General features: G+C 42.6%; 24 protein-coding genes, 1 rRNA gene and 2 other annotated features. All 25 genes read right to left on the bottom strand.

The window, feature by feature from the left end:
• Positions 1 to 120: 120 nt before the first annotated feature.
• Positions 121 to 723 carry a class I SAM-dependent methyltransferase gene (locus tag H9648_RS18920; protein ID WP_191755312.1) on the bottom strand — a complete coding sequence of 201 codons (603 nt, stop codon included), beginning with the start codon at positions 721 to 723 and terminating at the stop codon, positions 121 to 123.
• A 343-nt stretch (positions 724 to 1,066) separates the two neighbouring features.
• Positions 1,067 to 1,429: a 50S ribosomal protein L7/L12 gene (rplL, locus tag H9648_RS18915; protein WP_191755311.1), complete on the bottom strand. Its 363-nt coding sequence runs from the start codon at positions 1,427 to 1,429 to the stop codon at positions 1,067 to 1,069.
• A gap of 47 nt (positions 1,430 to 1,476) precedes the next feature.
• A complete protein-coding gene (gene rplJ / locus H9648_RS18910; protein ID WP_066285506.1) occupies positions 1,477 to 1,974 on the bottom strand; it encodes a 50S ribosomal protein L10 in 498 nt (165 codons plus the stop codon).
• 39 nt (positions 1,975 to 2,013) lie between these two features.
• Positions 2,014 to 2,165, bottom strand: a sequence feature (ribosomal protein L10 leader region).
• A gap of 45 nt (positions 2,166 to 2,210) precedes the next feature.
• Positions 2,211 to 2,912 (bottom strand): 50S ribosomal protein L1, encoded by a 702-nt coding sequence (rplA, locus tag H9648_RS18905; protein WP_066390636.1) that lies wholly within the window; start codon positions 2,910 to 2,912, stop codon positions 2,211 to 2,213.
• Between the two features lie 162 nt (positions 2,913 to 3,074).
• Positions 3,075 to 3,500: a 50S ribosomal protein L11 gene (gene rplK / locus H9648_RS18900; RefSeq protein ID WP_066285502.1), complete on the bottom strand. Its 426-nt coding sequence runs from the start codon at positions 3,498 to 3,500 to the stop codon at positions 3,075 to 3,077.
• Between the two features lie 158 nt (positions 3,501 to 3,658).
• Positions 3,659 to 4,192, bottom strand: coding sequence for a transcription termination/antitermination protein NusG (nusG, locus tag H9648_RS18895; protein ID WP_191755310.1), 534 nt, complete (start codon positions 4,190 to 4,192; stop codon positions 3,659 to 3,661).
• 75 nt (positions 4,193 to 4,267) lie between these two features.
• Entirely contained in the window at positions 4,268 to 4,474 is a 207-nt protein-coding gene (secE, locus tag H9648_RS18890; protein WP_082861218.1) for a preprotein translocase subunit SecE, read from the bottom strand.
• A gap of 58 nt (positions 4,475 to 4,532) precedes the next feature.
• Positions 4,533 to 4,682 carry a 50S ribosomal protein L33 gene (gene rpmG / locus H9648_RS18885; RefSeq protein WP_077365486.1) on the bottom strand — a complete coding sequence of 50 codons (150 nt, stop codon included), beginning with the start codon at positions 4,680 to 4,682 and terminating at the stop codon, positions 4,533 to 4,535.
• A 588-nt stretch (positions 4,683 to 5,270) separates the two neighbouring features.
• Positions 5,271 to 5,921, bottom strand: a complete 651-nt coding sequence (gene sigH, locus H9648_RS18880; protein WP_066390628.1) for an RNA polymerase sporulation sigma factor SigH — start codon at positions 5,919 to 5,921, stop codon at positions 5,271 to 5,273.
• Positions 5,922 to 6,000: 79 nt separating this feature from the next.
• Positions 6,001 to 6,519 (bottom strand): NYN domain-containing protein, encoded by a 519-nt coding sequence (locus H9648_RS18875; RefSeq protein ID WP_191755309.1) that lies wholly within the window; start codon positions 6,517 to 6,519, stop codon positions 6,001 to 6,003.
• On the bottom strand, positions 6,516 to 7,298 hold the full coding sequence (gene rlmB, locus H9648_RS18870) for a 23S rRNA (guanosine(2251)-2'-O)-methyltransferase RlmB (RefSeq protein ID WP_191755308.1): 783 nt from the start codon (positions 7,296 to 7,298) through the stop codon (positions 6,516 to 6,518). The genes H9648_RS18875 and rlmB overlap by 4 nt, the downstream gene beginning before the upstream one ends.
• 2 nt (positions 7,299 to 7,300) lie before the next feature.
• Positions 7,301 to 7,708: a Mini-ribonuclease 3 gene (locus H9648_RS18865; RefSeq protein WP_191755307.1), complete on the bottom strand. Its 408-nt coding sequence runs from the start codon at positions 7,706 to 7,708 to the stop codon at positions 7,301 to 7,303.
• Positions 7,709 to 9,112 carry a cysteine--tRNA ligase gene (gene cysS / locus H9648_RS18860; protein ID WP_191755306.1) on the bottom strand — a complete coding sequence of 468 codons (1,404 nt, stop codon included), beginning with the start codon at positions 9,110 to 9,112 and terminating at the stop codon, positions 7,709 to 7,711.
• The gene (gene cysE, locus H9648_RS18855) at positions 9,113 to 9,841 is read right to left on the bottom strand and encodes a serine O-acetyltransferase (RefSeq protein ID WP_225219006.1); all 729 of its coding nucleotides are present in this window, start codon (positions 9,839 to 9,841) and stop codon (positions 9,113 to 9,115) included.
• A gap of 207 nt (positions 9,842 to 10,048) precedes the next feature.
• Positions 10,049 to 10,276: a binding site (T-box leader), on the bottom strand.
• Between the two features lie 56 nt (positions 10,277 to 10,332).
• Positions 10,333 to 11,802: a glutamate--tRNA ligase gene (gene gltX, locus H9648_RS18850; RefSeq protein WP_191755334.1), complete on the bottom strand. Its 1,470-nt coding sequence runs from the start codon at positions 11,800 to 11,802 to the stop codon at positions 10,333 to 10,335.
• A gap of 246 nt (positions 11,803 to 12,048) precedes the next feature.
• Positions 12,049 to 12,525: a 2-C-methyl-D-erythritol 2,4-cyclodiphosphate synthase gene (gene ispF / locus H9648_RS18845; protein WP_191755304.1), complete on the bottom strand. Its 477-nt coding sequence runs from the start codon at positions 12,523 to 12,525 to the stop codon at positions 12,049 to 12,051.
• Positions 12,522 to 13,217, bottom strand: coding sequence for a 2-C-methyl-D-erythritol 4-phosphate cytidylyltransferase (gene ispD, locus H9648_RS18840; RefSeq protein WP_191755303.1), 696 nt, complete (start codon positions 13,215 to 13,217; stop codon positions 12,522 to 12,524). The genes ispF and ispD overlap by 4 nt, the downstream gene beginning before the upstream one ends.
• Positions 13,218 to 13,235: 18 nt before the next feature.
• Positions 13,236 to 14,327: a PIN/TRAM domain-containing protein gene (locus H9648_RS18835; protein WP_191755302.1), complete on the bottom strand. Its 1,092-nt coding sequence runs from the start codon at positions 14,325 to 14,327 to the stop codon at positions 13,236 to 13,238.
• Between the two features lie 95 nt (positions 14,328 to 14,422).
• Positions 14,423 to 15,496 (bottom strand): DNA integrity scanning diadenylate cyclase DisA, encoded by a 1,074-nt coding sequence (disA, locus tag H9648_RS18830; protein WP_191755301.1) that lies wholly within the window; start codon positions 15,494 to 15,496, stop codon positions 14,423 to 14,425.
• Between the two features lie 8 nt (positions 15,497 to 15,504).
• Complete coding sequence (gene radA, locus H9648_RS18825; protein WP_191755300.1) at positions 15,505 to 16,881, bottom strand: DNA repair protein RadA; 1,377 nt, start codon at positions 16,879 to 16,881, stop codon at positions 15,505 to 15,507.
• Positions 16,882 to 17,419: 538 nt separating this feature from the next.
• Positions 17,420 to 19,840, bottom strand: coding sequence for an ATP-dependent protease ATP-binding subunit ClpC (gene clpC, locus H9648_RS18820; protein ID WP_191755299.1), 2,421 nt, complete (start codon positions 19,838 to 19,840; stop codon positions 17,420 to 17,422).
• Between the two features lie 14 nt (positions 19,841 to 19,854).
• Entirely contained in the window at positions 19,855 to 20,922 is a 1,068-nt protein-coding gene (gene mcsB / locus H9648_RS18815) for a protein-arginine kinase McsB (protein ID WP_191755298.1), read from the bottom strand.
• Positions 20,923 to 20,925: 3 nt separating this feature from the next.
• Positions 20,926 to 21,459 carry a protein-arginine kinase activator protein McsA gene (gene mcsA, locus H9648_RS18810; RefSeq protein WP_066390592.1) on the bottom strand — a complete coding sequence of 178 codons (534 nt, stop codon included), beginning with the start codon at positions 21,457 to 21,459 and terminating at the stop codon, positions 20,926 to 20,928.
• A 36-nt stretch (positions 21,460 to 21,495) separates the two neighbouring features.
• Positions 21,496 to 21,963: a CtsR family transcriptional regulator gene (locus tag H9648_RS18805; RefSeq protein ID WP_191755297.1), complete on the bottom strand. Its 468-nt coding sequence runs from the start codon at positions 21,961 to 21,963 to the stop codon at positions 21,496 to 21,498.
• A 1,047-nt stretch (positions 21,964 to 23,010) separates the two neighbouring features.
• Positions 23,011 to 23,118, bottom strand: a 5S ribosomal RNA gene (gene rrf, locus H9648_RS18800); the annotation flags it as partial.

Below are 23,118 nucleotides of genomic sequence, written 5' to 3'. Positions count from 1 at the left end.
ACGTCTAAACATGAGTAAAAAACGTTGATTTATCAACGTTTTTTCGCTTACCACGAAAAATAAGCAGCAAAATGCGAATCCATTGGCATTTTATAAAACTAACATACGGAATTTATCAAGTCAAACTTTTATTGCGCGTAAAATATAGTAGCCTTTTTTCTTCGCAACCGTTTCAACTTGGCCGAATAATTGTTCCATTTTATCCATAGCAGATGGCGCACCTTGTTTCTTTTGAATAACTACCCATAACTCGCCACCAACGCAAAGTTTGTGATAAGCTTCTTCAAAAATTTGATGAACGACCGTCTTACCTGCACGAATCGGCGGATTTGTGATAACGGCAGCGAACTCTTCATCCTTCACTTCAGCAAATAAGTAACTTTTATAGATCTTTACATTATCAACCTTGTTCTTATCTGCGTTCAGCTTAGCAAGTTCAATTGCTCTTTCATTGATATCCACCATTTGAACAACACGATCTTGTTCCGCTCTAGCAAGCGAAAGCCCGATTGGCCCGTAACCGCATCCTACATCTATATAATCACCAGATACTTCTGGAGGTACAAAGGACTCTATTAAAACACGACTGCCAAAATCTACTTCTTTCTTCGAAAAGACACCAGCATCTGTCGTAAAACGAAACTTTTCGCCGTTTAAAGAAAAATCCCATGTTTCTCTTTTGCTTTCTGTACCAGGTGTTTCAGAATAATAATGGTTTTTCATCGTTTTTAAACTCTCCTTACCTTCTGATAAAGACAGTATTCCCGTTCCCAAATTCTTTAACGGTCTATCTATAAAGATGCTTTTACAATGTCGCATTCGGTAGTGTTGATTTCCGTTTCAGGTGCTCGCTTTCCGCAGGGCAAGCGCTGACCCACATTCGTACGTTTCACGTATAAGTGTCTCACCTGCCCGCCTGTCCTGCAGGAGTCTCGCACCTTCCACTTCAATCAACTGTTCAAAGAAGAGACAAGATTAGAAACTGCTAATTTAGAATAAATTTATTCTAAAAGATTAAGCGAAACAAACAAAAAGGTCCGCCATCGGGCGAACCTTTTCTTTTGAATTACTTAACTTCAACAGCAGCGCCAACTTCTTCAAGTTTAGCTTTGATTTCTTCAGCTTCTTCTTTAGCAACGCCTTCTTTAACTGGCTTTGGTGCTCCGTCAACAAGCTCTTTCGCTTCTTTAAGGCCAAGACCTGTAAGTTCACGAACAACTTTGATAACTTTAATTTTTGAAGCTCCACCACTTGTAAGAATTACGTCGAATTCAGTTTGCTCAGCAGCAGCTTCTCCAGCAGCAGCACCAGCAGCAGCTACAGGAGCAGCAGCAGTTACACCAAACTCTTCTTCGATTGCTTTTACTAGGTCGTTAAGCTCTAAAACAGTCATTGTTTTTAAGCTTTCAATGATTTGCTCTTTAGACATTATAATTTCCTCCTTATGGAATGTAAGTTATTGGTTGAAGATAAGACTTATGCGCCTTGTTCTTCTTTTTGTTCTGCAACGGCTTTAGTAGCCAACGCAAAGTTGCGGATAGGTGCTTGAAGCACGCTGAGTACCATAGAAAGAAGACCTTCTCTTGATGGAAGTTCAGCAAGAGCTTTCACTTCTTCTAGAGACGCGATACGTCCTTCGATTACACCAGCTTTGATCTCAAGCGCTTCGTGTTTCTTAGCGAAGTCGTTAAGAATCTTAGCAGGAGCTACAACATCTTCATTTGAGAATGCGATCGCTGTAGGACCAGTTAAGTGTTCTGATAGGTTAAGATCGTTTTCTTCAGCAGCGCGAACTACCATTGAGTTTTTGTAAACTTTAAACTCGATGCCAGCATCACGCAGTGACTTACGAAGTTCAGTAACCTCAGAAACAGTAAGACCACGGTAGTCAACAAGGATTGTTGATTGGCTATTTTTGATTTTCTCAGAAATAGTGGATACTAACTGCTTTTTTGTTTCTAAAATGCTGCTCATTATTACACCTCCTGTAAAATGATTGCATCACCGCAGGTTTTGTCCAAAAACAAAGCCTCCATGTCGAGACATGGAGGCGTGAGTATCTAAAGTCATAAGTAATTAACTAATGAGCTTATCGATGCTTCACCTCGGCAGGAAGATTTAAGCCAGTTGGCTCCTGCTGTCTACGGCATTCATCTGATGCGTTTGTGTTTAACAGTATATAATATAACGGGTATAAACCCGTTTGTCAACTATCGTTTTACAGCAAATGAAGATGGATTAACTTTGATCCCAGGTCCCATTGTTGAAGAAACAGCAACGTTCTTCATGTAAGTTCCCTTTGCAGCTGCAGGCTTAACTTTCAACAATGTTTCGATGATTGTGTTAAGGTTTTCTGCAAGCTTCTCAGCTTCGAAAGATACTTTACCGATTGGAACGTGAACGTTACCAGTCTTGTCGACACGGTATTCTACTTTACCAGCTTTGATTTCGTTAATCGCTTTTTCAACTTCAAATGTAACTGTTCCTGTTTTAGGGTTAGGCATTAAACCTTTAGGTCCTAGAACACGTCCAAGTTTACCAACTTCAGCCATCATGTCCGGAGTTGCAACGATTACGTCGAACTCGAACCAACCTTGTTGGATTTTGTTGATGTAGTCAGAATCGCCAACGTGATCTGCTCCAGCAGCTTCAGCTTCTTTTGCTTTTTCACCTTTTGCGAAAACTAATACACGTTGAGTCTTACCAGTTCCGTTTGGAAGCACTACTGCTCCACGAACTTGTTGGTCAGCTTTCTTCGTGTCTACACCTAAACGAACTGCAACTTCTACAGACTCGTCAAATTTTGCAGGAGCAGCTTTTTTAACTAGCTCGATCGCTTCTGCAGCGTCATATGCTTTTGTGCGGTCTACTAATTTAGCCGCTTCTTGGTACTTCTTACCTTTGTTTGCCATTTGTTTTGTCCTCCTTATGTGGTTTAGCGGATATTCCTCCCACTTATTGCACTAAAAGATCAAGTGCAATTACACGCATTGCATGAATAAAGGTTGCGAACCGTTTGACGGGCAGGATATCAATCCATTTACTCGCAACCTAATAGACATCAAACACAGGGATTAGTCTTCGATAACAATTCCCATGCTGCGTGCTGTACCTTCAACCATACGCATTGCAGCTTCAACACTAGCAGCGTTTAGGTCAGGCATTTTTGATTCTGCGATTTCGCGAACTTTATCACGCTTTACAGTCGCAACTTTTTTCTTGTTCGGCTCACCAGAACCTGACTCGATTCCCGCAGCTTTCTTTAAAAGAACAGCAGCCGGAGGAGTTTTAGTGATGAATGTAAATGAACGGTCTTCGAAAACCGTGATTTCTACCGGAATGATTAAACCAGCTTGATCAGCAGTACGAGCGTTGAATTCTTTACAGAATCCCATGATGTTTACCCCAGCTTGTCCTAGTGCAGGTCCAACTGGCGGTGCCGGGTTTGCTTTACCAGCAGGGATTTGCAATTTTACCATCTTAATAACCTTTTTAGCCACGCGACACACCTCCTTAAGTCCGTGATGTGGTATTATGGGCCGAAACCCTCCCACTCAAAAATACGCTTCCCCTCCTAAAAGAGAGGAAGCAGTTGATTAGTAATATCAAACATAAAAAATTCTATCACCTTTTTGAAGTGATTACAAGTCTTTTTCCATTATAACTTGCTAACTTGGGTAAACTCAAGTTCAACTGGTGTTTCACGGCCAAACATGTTGACGTGAACTTTCAGCTTCTGTTTTGTTGCGTCGATCTCTTCGATCGTACCAACAAAGTCAGCAAAAGGACCTTCTTTTACTTTTACAGATTCCTTGATTTCGAAATCAACTTCAACGCGCGGAGCTTCCATACCCATACCTTTAAGAATATGATCTACTTCCTCAGGCAAAAGTGCCGTTGGCTTTGAGCCCGCTCCAGCAGAACCGACAAATCCTGTTACCCCAGGAGTATTACGTACAACGTACCAAGAATCATCCGTCATGACCATTTCCGTTAATACATAACCAGGGAAAACTTTCTTCATGCTTGTTTTTGTCTTACCGTTCTTTGTTTCGGTCTCTTCTTCTACAGGTACAAGTACACGGAAAATCTTATCTGTCATCCCCATAGATTCCAAACGCTTTTCCAAGTTTGCTTTTACTTTATTTTCATAACCTGAATAGGTATGAACTACGTACCAATTTTTTTCCATACGATGGGACCCGTGTCCTTTCCCTCCTAAAATGGATATACTCTAGCATTCTATCCAAAAGAAGCTATATCTAATCTACCCTAAAATAAGCTCAACTAATTGTGAAATCCCTAGATCCACAACCCAGAAGAACAAAGCCATAATCACTACAGTTGACAGCACAATCCCCGTATAGCGAAATAATTCTTTTCGCGAAGGCCAGCTTACACGCTTCATCTCCTTATTTACATCGGAAAGAAACTTTGCTGGTGATTTTTTTGTCTTTTCTGCAACATCCGCCATCTTCATAAACCCCCATGCCTTTTGATCAATTAACATTTATAAAAAAAGCTTGTTTCGCTTACTTCGTTTCCTGGTGAATGGTATGAGCATTGCAGTAGCTGCAAAACTTTTTAACCTCGACTCGTTCAGGATTGTTTTGCTGGTTCTTCATCGTTGTATAATTTCGTTTTGAGCATTGTTTACAGGCTAAAAAAACTTTTTTTCTCATGCTAAATAAACACCTTTCGTGCGACAAAGCCACTCATCCACGTTACAATGTTACTTTTAAAACCTTAACATAGGGGTATACGCTTGTCAATAAAGGGAAAATGACGTTTAGCAAGCTATTTGTATTGGAAATGTAAGTGGTTGATTTACGTTTTAGATGCTTAACTTTGCTAGTGATGCGACTGTGTCTTGTACTCCAGACAGCTTGGCGGCAGTGTAATTAAACAAAATTGACGCTAAAAGTCATCTCTCATCGATAAAATCGGGTGAAAAGTCAGCTGAAAATGATTTAGCTTGCTGTTTTGTTCTTGTGAGCACAATGATTCATGTGATTTTCTACTCAAATCAGGCACTTAACATATACCCAGTCCGGTATTCTTAGATGCTAATCCATGAAATATCAGCATTAATCCCGCGAGTTTCGGCTATAATCCCGCGAGTTTTGCGCATATATCGGCGAGTTGACAAAATCCGACTACTATTACCCGTTCTGATACCCCCTCACCATAAACAAAGGCCACCTATTCACACACATCAGCTAACCATTTACTCATGTCCAAAAGAAAAAGAGCAGGAACAATCCCTGCTCTTAAGATGATATTTCTCTTAGCTCTAAATAACGCTCTAATTTACGTTTCACTCGCTGAAGCGCGTTGTCGATGGACTTCACGTGTCTGTCGAGATCCACTGAGATTTCCTGGTACGATCTTCCGTCAAGATACAGCATCAGAACTTTGCGTTCCAGGTCACTTAATATTTCTCCCATCTTCACTTCAATATCATCAAATTCTTCTTGATTGATAATCAGTTCTTCTGGATCAGTGACTTTTGTACCGCATATAACATCCATTAGTGTACGGTCAGACTCCTCATCATAGATCGGCTTGTCCAACGACACGTAAGAATTTAACGGAATGTGCTTTTGTCTAGTTGCCGTTTTGATAGCGGTAATCATTTGCCTTGTTATACATAGTTCGGCAAAAGCTTTAAAGGACGACAGCTTGTCCTCTTTAAAATCGCGAATGGCTTTATACAGCCCAATCATGCCTTCTTGAATGATATCTTCTCGGTCTGCACCGATCAAAAAGTATGATCTTGCTTTCGCACGAACAAAGTTTTTATATTTGTTGATCAAATATTCAAGTGCTGCGCTGTCCCCCTCATGAACCAGTTCCACAAGGCTTTCATCTTCCATGAGCTCGTAATCGCTTACTGACCGTTCCTTGAGATCTATGTTCACGACAAATCCCCCCACCAGGTTTTTACCGGCAAAATATAGCAATATTATAGCTCATAGTTCACAAAAGCGTCAAGATTCCTTATTTTTGCCCTCTTCTCCATCTTTCAAATATTTCGGCAATTTCGTCTGAAAGAAGGATAGAGGAGGAGGTTTGTTTCCTTTTCCGCTCGCCAACGGACACATGAATATGCTTTTCGATTTCGTCCATCTCATTCTTTAATTCTCTCGCAGATTTTCTCAATGCGCCCTTGCCAAAAATCTGCCACTGCTCTGTTGAGTCTGAAGTTGCTACATATATTCGCTTATCGATTGATTTTAACTCTCCGACTAGACGTTCAATTCGCTCATCTGCCGTTTCGTTCTCTCGTGTGAAAATGACTTCAACGCGGTGGTTTTTCGTTTTTTTCTCTGTGCCAGGTGTGAGATGGGCATCAAATACGACGATTACTTGATACCCAGTCGTTCCCTGGTATTCTGCCATATATTCGATCAGCAGGTCTCTTGCTTTGGCAAAATCCGATGTTTTTAAGCTCCGTAATTCGGGCCATGCGCCAATGATGTTGTAGCCATCAACAATCAAATAGTGGCGAGTTTTCATTTTCGGACTTCTAACGGATTGCGGTTACGGTACACTTCATACATCAAGAGACTAGCTGCAACGGATGCATTAAGCGAGGTAACCTTCCCTTTCATCGGAAGCTGAACTAGGAAATCGCACGTTTCTGATACGAGTCTTCCCATCCCTTTTCCTTCGCTTCCGATCACAAGACCTAAAGGCATGTCCCACTTCGCTTGTCTGTAGTCATCTTTCCCTTTCATGTCAGCGCCGGCGAACCACATACCACGGTCCCTCAACTCTTTCATCGTTTGGACAAGATTCGTTACACGAACAACCGGAATGTACTCGATCGCACCCGTTGAAGCTTTTGCTACTGTAGCCGTCAGTCCTACGGAACGTCTTTTCGGAATAATGATGCCATGTGCACCGACTGCATCAGCCGTACGCATGATCGAACCTAGATTATGCGGATCTTCAAGCTCGTCCAATAAAAGAAAGAACGGCTCTTCTCCACGCTCTTCAGCAATTTTAAATAAATCATCGATATCTGCGTAAGAGTAGGCTGCAACACCCGCGATCACACCTTGGTGATTGCCTCCTCCGCTTAATGAATCGAGCTTTTGCTTTGGTACATATTGCACAAGGACGTTTTGCTTTTTAGCCATCGAGACGATCGTGCTCACAGGTCCTTTTTGAGATCCTTCACCTACGAAAATTTTATTAATATCACGGCCGGAGCGCAGAACTTCCATAACCGGATTTCGGCCGATGATCAGTTCTTGTTCTTTTTGTTCTTTTTGTTCTTTTGCTTCACTCATCTTTAGACCTCCCCTTTTTTATTTTCTGATAACACATATTCCATCATGTTCGTTAATCGTTCATGGTTATTCAACAGATAGAGATAACCGATGATCGCTTCAAAGCTTGTGGCATGCCGATACGTTTGAACATCCGTATTTTTCGGAACGGTACCTTGGTTCGCATTGCGGCCACGCTTAATCACAGCGACCTCTTCTTCTGTAAAATAGTTCTCTTCAAGCAGTTGAACAACCATGTTTGCTTGCGCTTTTGCTGAAACAAACTTTGTGGCAGATACATGGAGCTTATTCGGCTTCACCTGTCCGTTACGGATAAGGTGTTCACGCACGAACTGCTCCATTACTGCATCTCCCATATAAGCAAGCGTAGTTCCGTTCAGTTGTTTAATATCTGAGTCTGTAATCTTCATTTACCTATCTCTTTTCCACCGAACACCTTGTGCGGTATCTTCCAAAATAATGTTCTGTTCTTTTAACTGATCACGAATTTCGTCAGCGCGGGCAAAGTTCTTTTCTTTACGCGCTTGATTACGTTCTTGAATAAGAGCATCAATCTCTTCATCTAACAATTCTTCTTCTTTATGAAGAGTAAGTCCGAGCACACCAGCAAGCTCATCGAACAGAGCAATGAACTCTGTAATAACGGCTTTAGAAGTGTTCTTCTCTTGCAGGTATACGTTCGCCTCTCTCGAAAAATCAAAAAGATGAGAGATGGCATTCGCCGTGTTAAAATCATCGTCCATATCCGCGATGAATTTCTCTCTTGTTTCTTTAACAAGCTGAGTCCATTTTTCTGAATCCATAGCAAGATCTGCCGATACACTCAAGCGATGTTTCAAGTTTTCATAAGACGTACGGATCCTATTCAATCCTGCCTCTGCCGCTTCTAACAACTCTTGGCTGAAGTTGATCGGATTTCGGTAGTGGACGGCAAGCATAAAGAATCGAATAACTTGCGGATCCTGCTGTTGGACAAGATCATGAACCAGAACAAAGTTCCCAAGTGATTTAGACATTTTTTCGTTATCAATATTAATATACCCATTATGCATCCAATACTTAGCCATCGGAGCTTCATTTAATGCTTCCGATTGCGCGATCTCATTCTCATGATGCGGGAAGGCTAGATCTTGACCGCCGCCATGAATGTCGATCGAATCACCTAAGTATTTTTTCGCCATCGCCGAGCATTCGATATGCCAGCCTGGGCGACCTTTCCCCCAAGGACTCTCCCAATAGATCTCTCCATCTTTCGCCGCTTTCCATAGCACGAAATCAAGCGGATCTTCTTTTTTCTCTCCAACTTCAATTCTTGCTCCAGATCTTAGATCATCGATCGATTGATGAGAAAGTTTACCATAACCGTTGAACGAACGCGTTTTAAAATAAACATCTCCCGCTGCTTCATAAGCAAACCCTTTTTTGATGAGATTCTCGATAAACTCAATGATCTCTGGAATGGTTTCTGTTACGCGCGGATGTGCGTCAGCTTTTTGTACGCCTAATGCGCAAGTATCCTCGTGATACGCATGGATGAACTTCTCAGCGATCGTTGGGACATCGCTTCCCATCTCTTTCGCTGCTTTGATGAGCTTATCATCAACATCCGTAAAATTGGAGATGAACTGCACGTCATAGTCTCTATATTCCAAGTACTTTCTTACCGTATCAAAAACAATCGCCGGTCTTGCGTTACCGATATGGATATAGTTATATACAGTCGGTCCGCACACATACATCTTCACTTTTCCTTCTTCTAACGGAACGAAAAGCTCTTTTTGACGTGTCATCGTATTATAGATTTTAATACCCATTTAACCTTCACTCCCTTTTTTCAATGTTTCCAGTTCTTCGCGCATTCGTTTCATCTCATTATGCATCTCTCTAAATTTATCAGCTACCGGGTCAGGCAGATCTCGATGATCAAGTTCGCATCCTACTTTGATGCCGTCTTTAATCACGACTCTTCCTGGTATTCCAACTACGGTCGCATCAGGCGGTACATGTTGAAGAACTACCGATCCTGCCCCAACTTTTGAATTTTTGCCGATGGTAATGTTACCTAGCACCTTGGCTCCTGTAGCAACAAGAACATGATCTTCGAGCGTGGGATGCCTTTTACCTTTTTCTTTACCCGTACCTCCGAGCGTAACGCCTTGGTAGAGCGTCACATCATTGCCGATGATACACGTTTCGCCGATCACCACACCCATACCGTGGTCGATAAAAAAGCGTCTGCCGATCTGTGCACCAGGGTGTATTTCGATGCCGGTAAAAAAGCGGCTGATCTGCGAGATCAAGCGGGCTAAAAACAGCCAGTTTCGTTTGAATAACTTATGTGCTAATCTATGGGCCCAAACCGCGTGCAGTCCAGAGTATGTTAAGAATACTTCGAATGAACTTCTGGCCGCTGGGTCTTTCTCAAAAACAACCTGAATGTCTTCTTTCATGGCTGAAAACATGTTCTCCAACCTCCTTGCATAAAATTTAAAGCTGTTGTAGTAAACTATGCTGCTCTTGGAAGTTGTTAATTTCCGTTTCAGGATGCTCGCTTTCCGGGGGGCGTGCGGTGAGCCTCTTAGCGCTATGCGCTGTTAAGAGTCTCACCTGTCCCGCTGATCCCCCAGGAGTCTCGCACCTTACACTACAATCAACTAGGCAAAGTTGAAAAAAAGTGATTCATAAGCAACAAAAGTTTAGAAATAAACCAGACATTAGAAAAATAAAAAACGCCCCTGTGCCAAATATGACACAGAGACGTACGGATAGACGCGGTTCCACTCTGTTTAACAGGCTATTAAAAACCACCTGTTCCCTTGAGCTCCATAACGGGGAGTTGCCGCCCAAACCTACTAACACTTTCGGCAAGGGACTCCGAGGGGCACTTCAGCAAGCATTTTCATGAACCACTTTCAGCCGGTGATGGTTCTCTCTACTATGAAAAGGCGCTAGCCTACTTTCCTCATCTGCGTTTTACGCTTTTATTATAAGTTTCTTTTACTATATTATAATCTTTGCAAAATGTGTACTTTTATTACTTTTTAATTTGAGTCAGCACAGCATTTACGCGCTTGATAATCACATCTTTACCTAAAAGAGAAACAGCAGCAGGCAGATCTGGACCATGTTGCTGACCAGTCGTCGCCACACGGATCGGCATGAACAAGTTCTTTCCTTTTTGACCTGTTTCTTTTTGAACAGCTTTCATCATTGCTTTGATGTCTTCCGCTTCAAAAGAATCACTGTTTTCGATCTGATTTAAGAACGATTCCATAACGGAAGGAACACCTTCACCTTGCAATACTTCAAGTGCTTCTCCTTCATACTCGATCTCTTCTTTGAAGAAAAGTTCAGTTAGGTCTACGATCTCAGCACCGTAGCTCATTTTTTCTTGATGAAGAGCGACAAGCTTCGTGATCCACTCTTGTTCTTCAGGGCTAGGGTTCATAGACACTCTGCCCGCTTTTACAAGGTGAGGCATGCATAACTCAACAATACGAGCTACGTCTTGCTGCTTCATATATTGGTTGTTCAGCCACTCTAACTTTTGTGTATCAAAAACGGCAGGTGCTTTTGACAAACGGTTCGGGTCAAAGATCTCAATAAACTGCTCACGGTTGAAGATCTCTTCTTCTCCACCCGGAGACCAGCCTAATAACGCAATAAAATTAAACAGCGCTTCTGGCAAGTATCCTAAATCTTTGTACTGCTCGATAAACTGAACGATCGACTCGTCACGTTTACTTAACTTTTTACGATTTTCATTCACGATCAGTGTTGTATGACCGAATTTCGGATGCGAAAAACCTAGTGCATCATAGATCAATAACTGCTTTGGTGTGTTTGAGATGTGATCATCCCCACGCAGTACATGGGTGATCGCCATTTCGTGATCATCGATAACAACCGCATAGTTGTAAGTCGGGATTCCATCTTTTTTTACGATAACAAAATCACCAAAACCGCTCGATTCAAACGAAACTTCACCTTTAACCATGTCATCAAACGTGATCGTACGGTCTTGTGGAACTTTAAAACGAATGCTCGGACGGCGGCCTTCTTCTTCTAGAGCCGCTTTTTCTTCAACTGATAAGTTTCGACAACGTCCGTCATAAACCGGAGTATCTCCTTTAGCCATCTGCTCTTCACGAGAAATTTCAAGCTCTTCTTCCGTACAATAACAAGTGTATGCAAGACCTTTTGAAAGTAGTTCATCTGTATACTTCTCGTATAGATCTAAACGTTCCATCTGACGATACGGACCGTAATCTCCTCCGATATCAACACTTTCATCCCAATCCATACCAAGCCATTTCAAGTGATCCAGCTGACTCTCTTCTCCACCTTGAATGTTACGCTTCTGATCTGTATCTTCAATACGAATAATAAACTTTCCGCCAGAGTGGCGAGCATATAAATAATTGAATAGAGCTGCACGTGCATTCCCTATATGTAAGTGTCCCGTTGGACTTGGTGCATAACGCACTCGAACTTCGTTTGCCATCATGTTTCACCTCTATAATTTTTTTCTTCTTTAGATGAATGGTTGGATCGCTTGACTGATCCTCTTCATTGAAAAGTTGATTGGAGTGCAAGGTGCGAGACTCCTGGGGGATCAGCGGGACAGGTGAGACTCTTAATAGCGCAGAGCGCTAAGAGGCTCACCGCACGCCCCCCGGAAAGCGAGCAACCTGGAACGGAAATCAACCGCTCCCTTAAACTCCATATCCTTCCTTCTACAGCAGTACAACTATGCCTTTTCTATCAAAACAACCGCTTGAGCTGCGATTCCCTCTTCACGTCCAGGGAATCCTAGCTTTTCAGTCGTCGTTGCCTTCACGTTGATTCTCTCTGCATCAACCCCAAAAATACCGGCGATCACTCCGCGCATCTCTTCGATGTACGGAAGCATCTTTGGCTTTTGAGCAATGATGGTACAATCTATATTACCTAAAGAATAACCTTTTTTCTTAACCAATTTCCAAGAATCGAGCAGCAAACGCTTCGAATCTGCGTCTTTATAGGCTGGATCTGTATCCGGAAAGTGTTTGCCGATATCTCCTTCACCCGCTGCGCCTAACAATGCATCTGTGATTGCGTGCAAAAGAACGTCAGCATCAGAATGCCCTAAAAGTCCCTTCTCATAAGGAATCGTTACGCCGCCAATAATTAACGGACGCCCCTCACTGAAGGCATGTACATCAAAACCCTGTCCGATGCGCATCATGCTTTTTCCCCCTGTCTCTCTAACAAAATGGCTTGTCCAAATAACAAGTCATCAGACGTAGTTAATTTTATATTATGATAGTCTCCCATTACAATAGCGACTGTTTGTCCAATTCGTTCCACTAGGCTTGCGTCATCCGTTCCAATATAGCCTTCTTCGTCTGCCTTCCTGTGTGCATCCATTACGATAGAAAGACGAAAAGCTTGCGGGGTTTGAACAGCCCACAAGCTGGAACGGTCGATCGTTTCTTCCACTTGATTCTCGATTACCCGCTTAACCGTGTCCTTAACAGGAACAGCTAACACGGCAGAGCCTGTTTCTCGTGCCGTGTTAACTAGTTGTAAAATAGAATCATGTGTGATGAAAGGACGCGCTGCATCATGAATGAGGACGAGGTCGGCATCGGTAGGTACGACCTTCAAACCCTCATAAACACTTTGCTGACGCTCTTTTCCGCCTGGAACGATTTTGCGCACTTTTTGATATTGGAACGACTCTACAAAATCTTGCATCTGCTGCAATTCCTTTTCACTGCCGACCAAGATCACACCTTCGCAATGCGGATCTTTTTCAAACACATGCAGCGTGTGCGCGAGGACCGGCTCACCTAAAAGCTCGATCCACTGCTTAGAGATTCCAGCTTTCATGCGTTTACCTTGTCCAGCAGCAGGAATGACTGTCCAATAATTCACGTGCTTCCCCACCGTTCGTTACAATGCTTTTTCTAATAGTTTCTTTTTAGCAAAAATCATTCTGCCCGCTGATGTTTGGAGTACTGAAGTTACAACAACATCAATCGTCTTGCCTACATAATCACGACCATCTTCTACGACGATCATCGTTCCATCGTCTAGATAGCCAACACCTTGACTCTGTTCTTTTCCGTCTTTGATCACTTGTACAACAAGCTCTTCGCCTGGAAGAACAACCGGTTTAACCGCATTTGCAAGATCATTAATATTTAGTACTGCAACGTTTTGCAGTTCACATACTTTGTTCAAGTTAAAATCATTCGTTACGACGACACCGGATAACAGCTGAGCGAGTTTTACTAGCTTGCTATCCACTTCCGTAACTTCTTCAAAGTCACCTTCATAGATTTCAACTTTCATAGAAAGCTCTTTTTGAATCCGATTTAGAATATCAAGACCTCGGCGTCCTCTGTTACGCTTTAGAACATCTGAAGAATCCGCAATATATTGTAATTCTTCTAATACAAAACGAGGAATAATGAGCGGACCTTCTAAAAAGCCAGTTTGACAGATATCAGCCACTCGGCCATCGATAATAACGCTCGTATCTAGGATCTTATACTTACCACTCGGCATTTCGATCTCAGCTTCTTTTTTACGCTCTTTTCCTTGGCTTTTCAAAGAGAACAGCTGGATCAACTCATCTCTCTTTTTAAAACCTACCTGAAAGCCTAAGTAACCGAGCAGGAATGTAATAGCGATCGGCAGTATGGAACTGACCACAACAATATCCATAGAACTTAACGGTGACTGGATCAAAAATGCGACGATCAGTCCGATGATCAGCCCCATCGTCCCAGATAAAAGGTCAGTTGCTGGAGCTTTTACTACCGTTTCCTCAGCCCAGCGGATTAAACCTACTACGTAATCTGACAGCCAAAATGTAGATAAAAAAAGTATAAGTGCACCAATTACTGCCCCGACATATGGGGATGTTACCTGATTCGGAAGATCACCGAAGTTAAGTACACGAATGAGATCTGGTATATATAGATAGCCGAGCATGCCACCTATTACAATGAAAAATAGCTGAACAATTCTTTTTAGCATGCCTGATTCACCTCCCCTAATCATTATTTACAAAATGACCGTATTAAAAACGTGTAAAAGATAGAAAATTCCTTTTTTTACAGAGGAAGTTTTCTCTAGATATGACGATCGACGAAAAGCTGTTCCTGAATGCGTTTTAGACCTTCTTTTACTTTTTTGGCACGGATCTCACCGATACCCTCTACCTCGTCCAATTCATCAATGGACGCGCGCAAAATTTGCGGAAGGTTTTCAAATGCATCTGTCAGATTTTCGATAATAACCGCAGGAAGCCTTGGAATCTTGCCAAGAATACGGTAACCGCGTGGATGAATCGTCTCATCCTGCATATTCATACCGGCTGAGAAGCCTAAAAGTTTCATAATAACGGATTCATCGAACAATTCTTCAGATGATAGTTTGTTCAATTGGCGAAGAATCGCATAAGGATCACTTTGACGATCTTTCATATAGTCCTTGATTAAAAGCAATGCTTCTTCCTCGATGTTAGAAACAAGCTCCTCCATCTGGATTCCTATGAGCCTTCCTTCAACACCAAGTTCATTAACATATTTAATAATCTCATTTTTTATGCGTAAAACCATCTCAATTCTGTGAATAACTTGTGTAACTTCTTGGAAAGTCACTAATTCTTCAAATTCTAGAGCGCCAAGGTTCGTAACACTTTGATCGAAAACAACTTTATATTTCTCAAGCGTTTGAATCGCTTGATTCGCTTTCGTTAAGATCACACCGATCTCTTTTAACGAATAACGAATCATCCCCTGATACAAAGTGATTACGTTACGACGTTGAGAAATGGAGATTACAAGGTTGCCTGTTTGACGCGCAACACGTTCTGCCGTTCTGTGACGAATCCCCGTTTCTGTTGACGGAATAACCGTATCTGGAATCAGTTGTGTGTTCGCATACAGAATCTTAACAGCATCTTCGTTTAAAATGATCGCACCATCCATCTTAGCAAGTTCATATAGAGATGCTGGTGAGTATTTGCAATTGATAGAGAAACCTCCATCAACGATATCTTTTACTTTATCGTTATATCCAACAACGATCAGTCCACCTGTTTTCGCTCGCAGTACGTTATCGATCCCTTCTCGCAGTGGTGTTCCGGGAGCAACTAGCTGTAACATTTGGCTTATGATTGCTTCTTTTATCGCATGGTCCATAATATACTTTACCCTCCTAACGCTGCTTGTAATGCCTCATAAACGGTCGATACCCCGACGACTTGAATGCCTTTTGGAACCGTCCAGCCACCGATATTTTTATCAGGTATAATAGCTCGCGTAAAACCTAACTTCGCAGCTTCATGTACGCGCTGCTCGATACGGGAAACTCTTCTAACCTCTCCCGTTAATCCTATTTCTCCAATCATAACATCTGTTGGCTTGGTTGGTGAATCGCGAAAGCTTGAAGCGATGCTGATCGCAACTGCAAGATCGATCGCCGGCTCATCCAGTCGGACACCGCCTGCAACGTTTAGATAAGCATCCTGGTTCTGAAGCAGCAATCCAACTCTCTTTTCTAAAACGGCCATGAGCAGTGAGACGCGGTTATGATCGATACCAGTAGCCATCCTTCTAGGATTACCAAAGCTTGTTGGCGATATTAGTGCCTGAAGCTCTACTAACATCGGTCGTGTCCCTTCTAGAGAAGCAACTACGGTCGAACCCGCTGCCCCTTTGGAACGTTCTTCTAAAAAAATTTCAGAAGGATTTAATACTTCTTCAAGACCTACTTCTTTCATTTCAAAAACACCGATTTCATTCGTCGAGCCAAAGCGGTTCTTAACTGCTCGTAAGATTCGGAAAGTGTGATGCCGTTCACCCTCAAAGTACAATACCGCATCTACCATGTGCTCTAAAAGACGCGGACCCGCGATATTTCCTTCTTTTGTAACATGTCCTACAATAAATACAGCGATACCTTTTGTTTTCGCCATTCGCATCAAATGCGATGTACACTCTCGTACTTGCGATACACTCCCTGGAGCTGAAGTAACTTCAGCTCGATAGACGGTTTGAATCGAATCTATGATCATCACAGAAGGCATCACATCCGCCATCGCCTGTTCGATCAGTTCTAGATCTGTTTCTGCTAAAACAAACAAGTCCTTTGCATCGATCTCTAAACGGTCGGCACGCAGTTTCGTCTGTTTCACAGACTCCTCACCAGATATGTATAGAACACGCTCTCCCTTTTTTGCAAGCTGTGCAGATGTTTGCAGCAACAGGGTGGACTTACCTATTCCGGGGTCTCCACCAACTAAAACCATTGAACCTGGAACGATTCCTCCTCCTAGTACACGGTTGAACTCCTGATAGTTTGTCGGTATGCGCGGCTCTTGCTCGCTTTTTACATCCGCTATCGACTGAGGTTTCTGCTTTACGTTCTTATCTCCGCCAGAGGTTAAACCCCTAATATTTTTTTCAGGTCGAATCGTTTCCTCCACCATCGTGTTCCACGCATGGCAACCGGGACATTTCCCCATCCATTTCGGTGATTCGTAACCACAATCTTGGCAAAGAAAGATTGATTTTACTTTAGCCATCTATAAAAACTCCTCTTCCGAACTTAACACTTTATTATTTATCTATTTCGATAACCTTTAATTTCTACTTTCAGATGCTTCGTAAATTGGTGCTTCTAAAGTATCCCTGAAAAGACTTCATAGAAAGGTTGATTCGAGTGAAAGGTGTGAGACTCCTCGAAAATTAAACTTCAAATTTTCTTCGTGCGATGTGTCTCTGCCGAAGCATTCCTTGTCCTGCGGGACGAGTGGGCAGGAGAGACCCCTAAAGGCGCAAAGCGGCAGGGGGCTCACCGCACGCCCCGCGGAAAGCGAACACCTGTAACGGAAATCAACCACTTTCAAGGCATCATTGTATATCAATATAGGTTTACTATTTTAATAAGTTAAACACTGAAAATATCAAGATTTATTCACTCATATCATACCATAAAACCTAACAACTACTTCCATTTGAACTCTGCAAAAAAAGGCGAAAGCTAAGATTATTTCGACAAAAACCCGGAGGACATGTCTGTCTTCCGGGTCTTTTGTAGGATATTCTCATATGTGGTAAAAGTTAGACCGTTTGAACGACAAAATCGTTCTCTTCAACATCAATCTTAACGGTCTGCCCTTTGTTGATATTTCCTCTTAGAAGCTCTTCAGATAACCGATCTTCAATCTTACGCTGTAGAGCACGACGCAACGGACGAGCTCCGTAATCTGGATCGTATCCTTCTTCTGTAATCTTTTCGAGCGCAGCTTGTGTTAACTCGATCTCGATACCTTGATCACTTAAACGTTGTTTCAGTGATGCTGCCATCAAGCTAACAATTCTTAGCAAGTGCTCTTTTTCTAGAGAATGGAACACGATGATCTCATCGATACGGTTCAAGAACTCTGGACGGAAAGCACGTTTTAGTTCATCCATTACTTTAGACTTCATATCGTTGTACTTTTGACTTTCGTTATGAACAGCAAATCCTAGAGAACGGTTACGCTTAAGCGTGCTCGCTCCTACGTTTGAAGTCATGATCACAACCGTGTTACGGAAATCAACCGTACGTCCTTTAGAATCAGTTAAACGACCATCTTCTAGCACTTGAAGCAAGATATTGAATACTTCAGGATGCGCTTTTTCGATCTCATCAAGCAAGATAACAGAATAAGGCTTTCTTCTAACTTTTTCTGTTAACTGGCCGCCTTCTTCGTGTCCAACATAGCCTGGAGGCGATCCAACGAGACGAGATGTTGTATGCTTCTCCATGTACTCAGACATATCGATACGGATAATTGCATCTTCATCACCAAATAGTGTCTCAGCAACAGCTCTTGCAAGCTCTGTTTTACCTACACCTGTTGGTCCTAAGAAGATGAATGAGCCGATCGGACGCTTCGGATCTTTTAGTCCAGCACGTGCTCTTCGGATAGCTTTAGAGATTGCCGTTACAGCCTCAGACTGGCCGATAACGCGATCATGCAGAATCTCTTCCATCTTCAGAAGGCGTTCTGTTTCCTCTTCAGCAAGCTTGGAAACCGGAACTCCCGTCCAAGACGATACAACTTGTGCAATATCTTCTGGTGTTACTTCTGTGTTTTCTTTACCTTGCTTCTCTTTCCACACATCCTTCGTCTTTTCTAACTCTTCACGAAGGCGTTGCTCAGAATCTCGAAGTGAAGCCGCTTTTTCAAATTCTTGACTTTGAACAGCTGCATCCTTCTCTTTACGAACTTCCTCTAGCTTTTGTTCAAGCTCTTTTAAGTTCGGTGGTGCGGTATATGAACGAAGACGAACTTTTGAAGCCGCTTCATCAATAAGATCAATCGCTTTATCTGGTAAGAAACGATCTGAGATGTAGCGATCTGATAACTGAACAGATGCTTCAATCGCTTCATCCGTGATCGTTACACGGTGGTGAGCTTCATAACGATCGCGAAGTCCTTGAAGAATTTGAATACTTTCATCCTTCGTTGGCTCGTTAACCGTGATCGGCTGGAAACGACGCTCAAGCGCTGCATCTTTTTCAATATATTTTCTGTACTCATCAAGTGTTGTAGCACCGATACATTGAAGTTCCCCACGAGCAAGAGCTGGCTTTAGAATGTTGGATGCATCGATCGCACCTTCTGCTCCACCTGCACCGATCAGTGTATGAAGTTCGTCGATGAACAGAATGATGTTCCCAGCTTGGCGGATCTCATCCATTACTTTTTTCAGACGGTCTTCAAATTCACCTCTGTACTTCGTTCCAGCTACAACTGTACCCATATCAAGCGTCATTACACGCTTATCACGAAGGGTTTCTGGCACTTCGTTATTGATGATCTGCTGTGCTAAACCTTCAGCGATAGCCGTCTTACCAACACCTGGCTCACCGATCAATACAGGGTTGTTCTTCGTACGACGGCTCAGAACCTCGATTACACGCTGAATTTCTTTCGCACGCCCGATTACAGGGTCTAGTGTACCTTCACGGGCAATCGCTGTTAGATCGCGAGCTAAGCTGTCTAACGTAGGTGTGTTGGCACTAGCAGATAAACCTCTATGACTAGAAGAAGATTCATTGCTTCCTAGTAACTGCAGCACTTGTTGACGGGCTTTGTTAAGGCTGACACCAAGGTTGTTGAGAACACGAGCTGCAACGCCTTCTCCTTCACGGATCAAGCCTAATAGAATGTGTTCCGTTCCCACGTATGAATGTCCGAGTTTACGAGCTTCATCCATGGAAAGTTCGATCACTTTTTTAGCACGAGGCGTATAGTGGATCGTTTGAACAGCTTCCTGACCGCGGCCGATCAATGTTTCCACTTCTTTTTGAATCTTTTCTGGCCCTAGACCAAGAACTTGAAGGGCTTTTGCTGCAATTCCTTCTCCTTCACGGATCAGTCCAAGCAGGATATGTTCAGTTCCCACATTATTATGACCTAAACGAATCGCTTCTTCTTGTGCTAAAGCTAAAACTTTTTGTGCTCTCTCAGTAAAACGACCAAACATCATACTCGTCACGCTCCTTATCGGTTTTCCAATTTTATTCTTTCTCTGATTAAAGTGGCTCTTCTTATGTCACGTTCTTCTGGAGTTAGAACTTCACCTGCATATTGTTGAAGAAAACCTGGTTGTGTAAGTATCATAAGCTCATTGAGGATCGTTTTTGAAATGCCAGGTAAAATCTCTAAATCAATGCCAAGCCGCACATCTGATAAACATTTAGCAGCTTCTTTTGATTGGATGATCCGGCAATTCTCTAATGTTCCCAACGAACGGAATAACTTGTCTTCAAGCTGTAATTTCAATCCATCCTGCAGCTGTTGACGAGCTGCTCGTTCTTGTTGGATGACCTGCATGACGACACCTGCGAGATCTTCCATTATATCCTCTTCCGACTTGCCTAGTGTCATCTGATTTGAAATTTGAAAAATGTTTCCTTGCGCCTCAGTACCTTCGCCGTAGATCCCTCTTACCGCTAACCCTAGCTGATTGATCGCTGGGATGATGCGGCTCATCTTTTTTGAGAGTACGAGGGCTGGAAGATGCATCATGACAGAGGCACGAAGTCCAGTTCCTACATTCGTCGGACAGCTTGTTAAATATCCTCGTCTTTCATCAAACGCATAATCAACGTTCTTTTCAATAAAATCATCGATCTCATTCGCCCGATGAAGCACTTCATCTAATTGAAAACCTGGTGCTAAACATTGGATGCGTATATGATCTTCTTCGTTCACCATGATGCTGACCGATTCATCTGCATTCATGAGAACTGCACCATATTTCGCTTGCTCTGCTAAATTGGGACTGATCAGATGTTTCTCAACAAGTACCCGTTTTTGAACAGGCTTTAACTCCTCCATCATCAGCATTTCAAGCTTTTCTGCTTCTTCTTCATTTTCTGAGCTCATACAAGTCGAGATCGCTGAAATGACTTCGTGAGCCGATTCTTTATCTGCTGCGATGGGAAATACATATTGATGAATATTCCTTGCAAGTCGGACACGGCTCGATAGAACTATATCCGATTCCGGCCCCTCCCGTTTCATCCAGGGACTGATCGCGTCACTGATAAATCGTTCCAAAGACATCGGTTACGTATCCCTCCCCTGTTGCAAGCGGTGCTCGATCTCTCTGATGACATCCCTTGTTTCAGCAGCTTTTTCAAATTCCTCATTTAATATATACTGCTGCAAAGCTTGCTTTAATTGCTGAAGCTGCTTTTTTTCTTGAATACTGCTTCCTGCACGGAGTGGAATCTTTCCCGCATGCAAAGTGTTACCACCATGAACTCTTTTAAAAATAGGATTAAGTTTCGATTCAAACGCCTTGTAGCAATTATCACACCCAAAGCGGCCGATCTTCGCAAACTGATAATAACTCATTCCGCATTTTTCACAGCTTAATGAGGGCGGAATGAAGTTGGATGATGGCGTATTCGGGACATGTCCATCACCGTGTAAAAGCCCAGAAAGCAATTGGTGAATGGAAAAAGAATTCGACCCCGGCAAGAATTCTCCTTTTTCTTTAGCACAATGTTCACAAATGTGAAATTCTGTTTTCTCACCATTTATGATCTTTGTAAAATGTAAAGACGCTTCTCGTTCATGGCACTCTTCACAATTCATTCTGCTCCCTCCCTTTATATAGAATGAATAAAAGGGCTATGTGGTTCGATATTTTAACGTTTTTATCATAGCTTTTAATAATTCTGCGCGTAATTCATCTCGTTCTGGAAGATTAAGCTTTAAAATGGATCTGTCCATCACGCTCAGCATAAGTCTTGCTTCCCGTTCTGAAACGATCGTCTCTTCCATAAGTCTCTTTATTACATTTTCTGCGTTGCCTTGCGATATCCTCTCACCAATCAAGGTGGTTAAGTGATCAATTAAGTGGGCAGAGCTTTCGGTACGGACCTTCATGATCCGAATATATCCTCCTCCACCTCTTTTACTTTCCACTACGAAGCCTTTTTCAATCGTAAATCTCGTGTTTATCACGTAGTTTATTTGAGAAGGCACGCATTGAAATCTTTCAGCTATATCCGTCCGCTTAATTTCAATGGACGGATCATTAGAGCTCGAGAGAATTTGCTTTAAGTAACTTTCAATTACATCTGAAATATTCCTCATTTCCCCTCCCCCTTCTGACTTTGACTAACTTTGACTATAGTTATATTATAGCCTGCCTTTTTCCGAAAATGCAAATCTCTATCCACCATTATTGCCTCATGATTACCTTCTTAACCTGTATGATTCTGTCGAAAAGATGATGCTTTTGGAGGAGGATGGATGTGCGCGTGAAGATGAGATGAGTACAATGAGTCGGTGGTGGGCGGTGGGTGGTGGTGTCGAAAATTCGATAAAATTTTTTATCCGTGAAATTATGAAGCTTATCCGTGAATATATGAATGATTACCGTGAATAAAATCAGGATTACCGTGAAATTACGTGGCTTTGGGTTGATGAGGAGATCTCATTTGGGGCTTGGGAAGGGAGATCAGGGCTGTTTGGGTGAGTTTTTGACTTGGGTGATGATTGTAAGAGCTTCTTGAGGGGCTTTTGAGATGAAATTTGGAGCTTTTGCGGAAGAATATCGCGTGCTGGAAGATGGCTCTGGCCATCTTCTTCCTATTTTGAGGGTTGTAAGAGGGGTTCGTAGTTGGAACTGACCTTCGAAGCATACGGTGCGGGGTATCTACGTGGTCTAATTAAGTCTGAATGCACTTAAATTAAGTCGAAAGGAGAGCAAATTAAGTCGGAACGAACCTCCATTAAGTCTAAAATCAAAAATAAAGGCCGTTCGCTAAATCTCGACAACCTCTCCCTGCGCGATCCAAGCTCTATACCCCGGGGCATCCAACCCCCAATACCCAACATCAGAAGTTTGGCGGCTGCCAAACCGCCTTATTCTCTTTATATCTTCTTTTGAGATTTAGACTTCAAAATATCTTCTTCTCCTTTGACAGTTGATTGTAGTGGAAGGTGCGAGACTCCTGGGGGATGAGTGGGACAGATGAGACAACTCAGGGCGCAAAGCGTCGAGATGGCTCATCGCACACCCCCCGGAAAGCGAGCAGCCTGGAACGAAAAGCAACACTTTCAAAAGCAACAAAGTGTATGAAAACAGTCTGTTAAACACAAAAAAAAGAAGATGGATGTTCATCCATCTTCCTCATTGCCTAGCGACGTCCTACTCTAACAGGGGGAAACCCCCAACTACCATCGGCGCTAAAGAGCTTAACTTCCGTGTTCGGTATGGGAACGGGTGTGACCTCTTTGCCATCA

This window comes from Fictibacillus norfolkensis (assembly GCF_014836645.1).
GTDB lineage: Bacteria > Bacillota > Bacilli > Bacillales > Fictibacillaceae > Fictibacillus > Fictibacillus norfolkensis.
The sequence above is the reverse complement of the archived record's forward strand: the minus strand, read 5'-3'. Positions and strand labels throughout refer to the sequence as shown.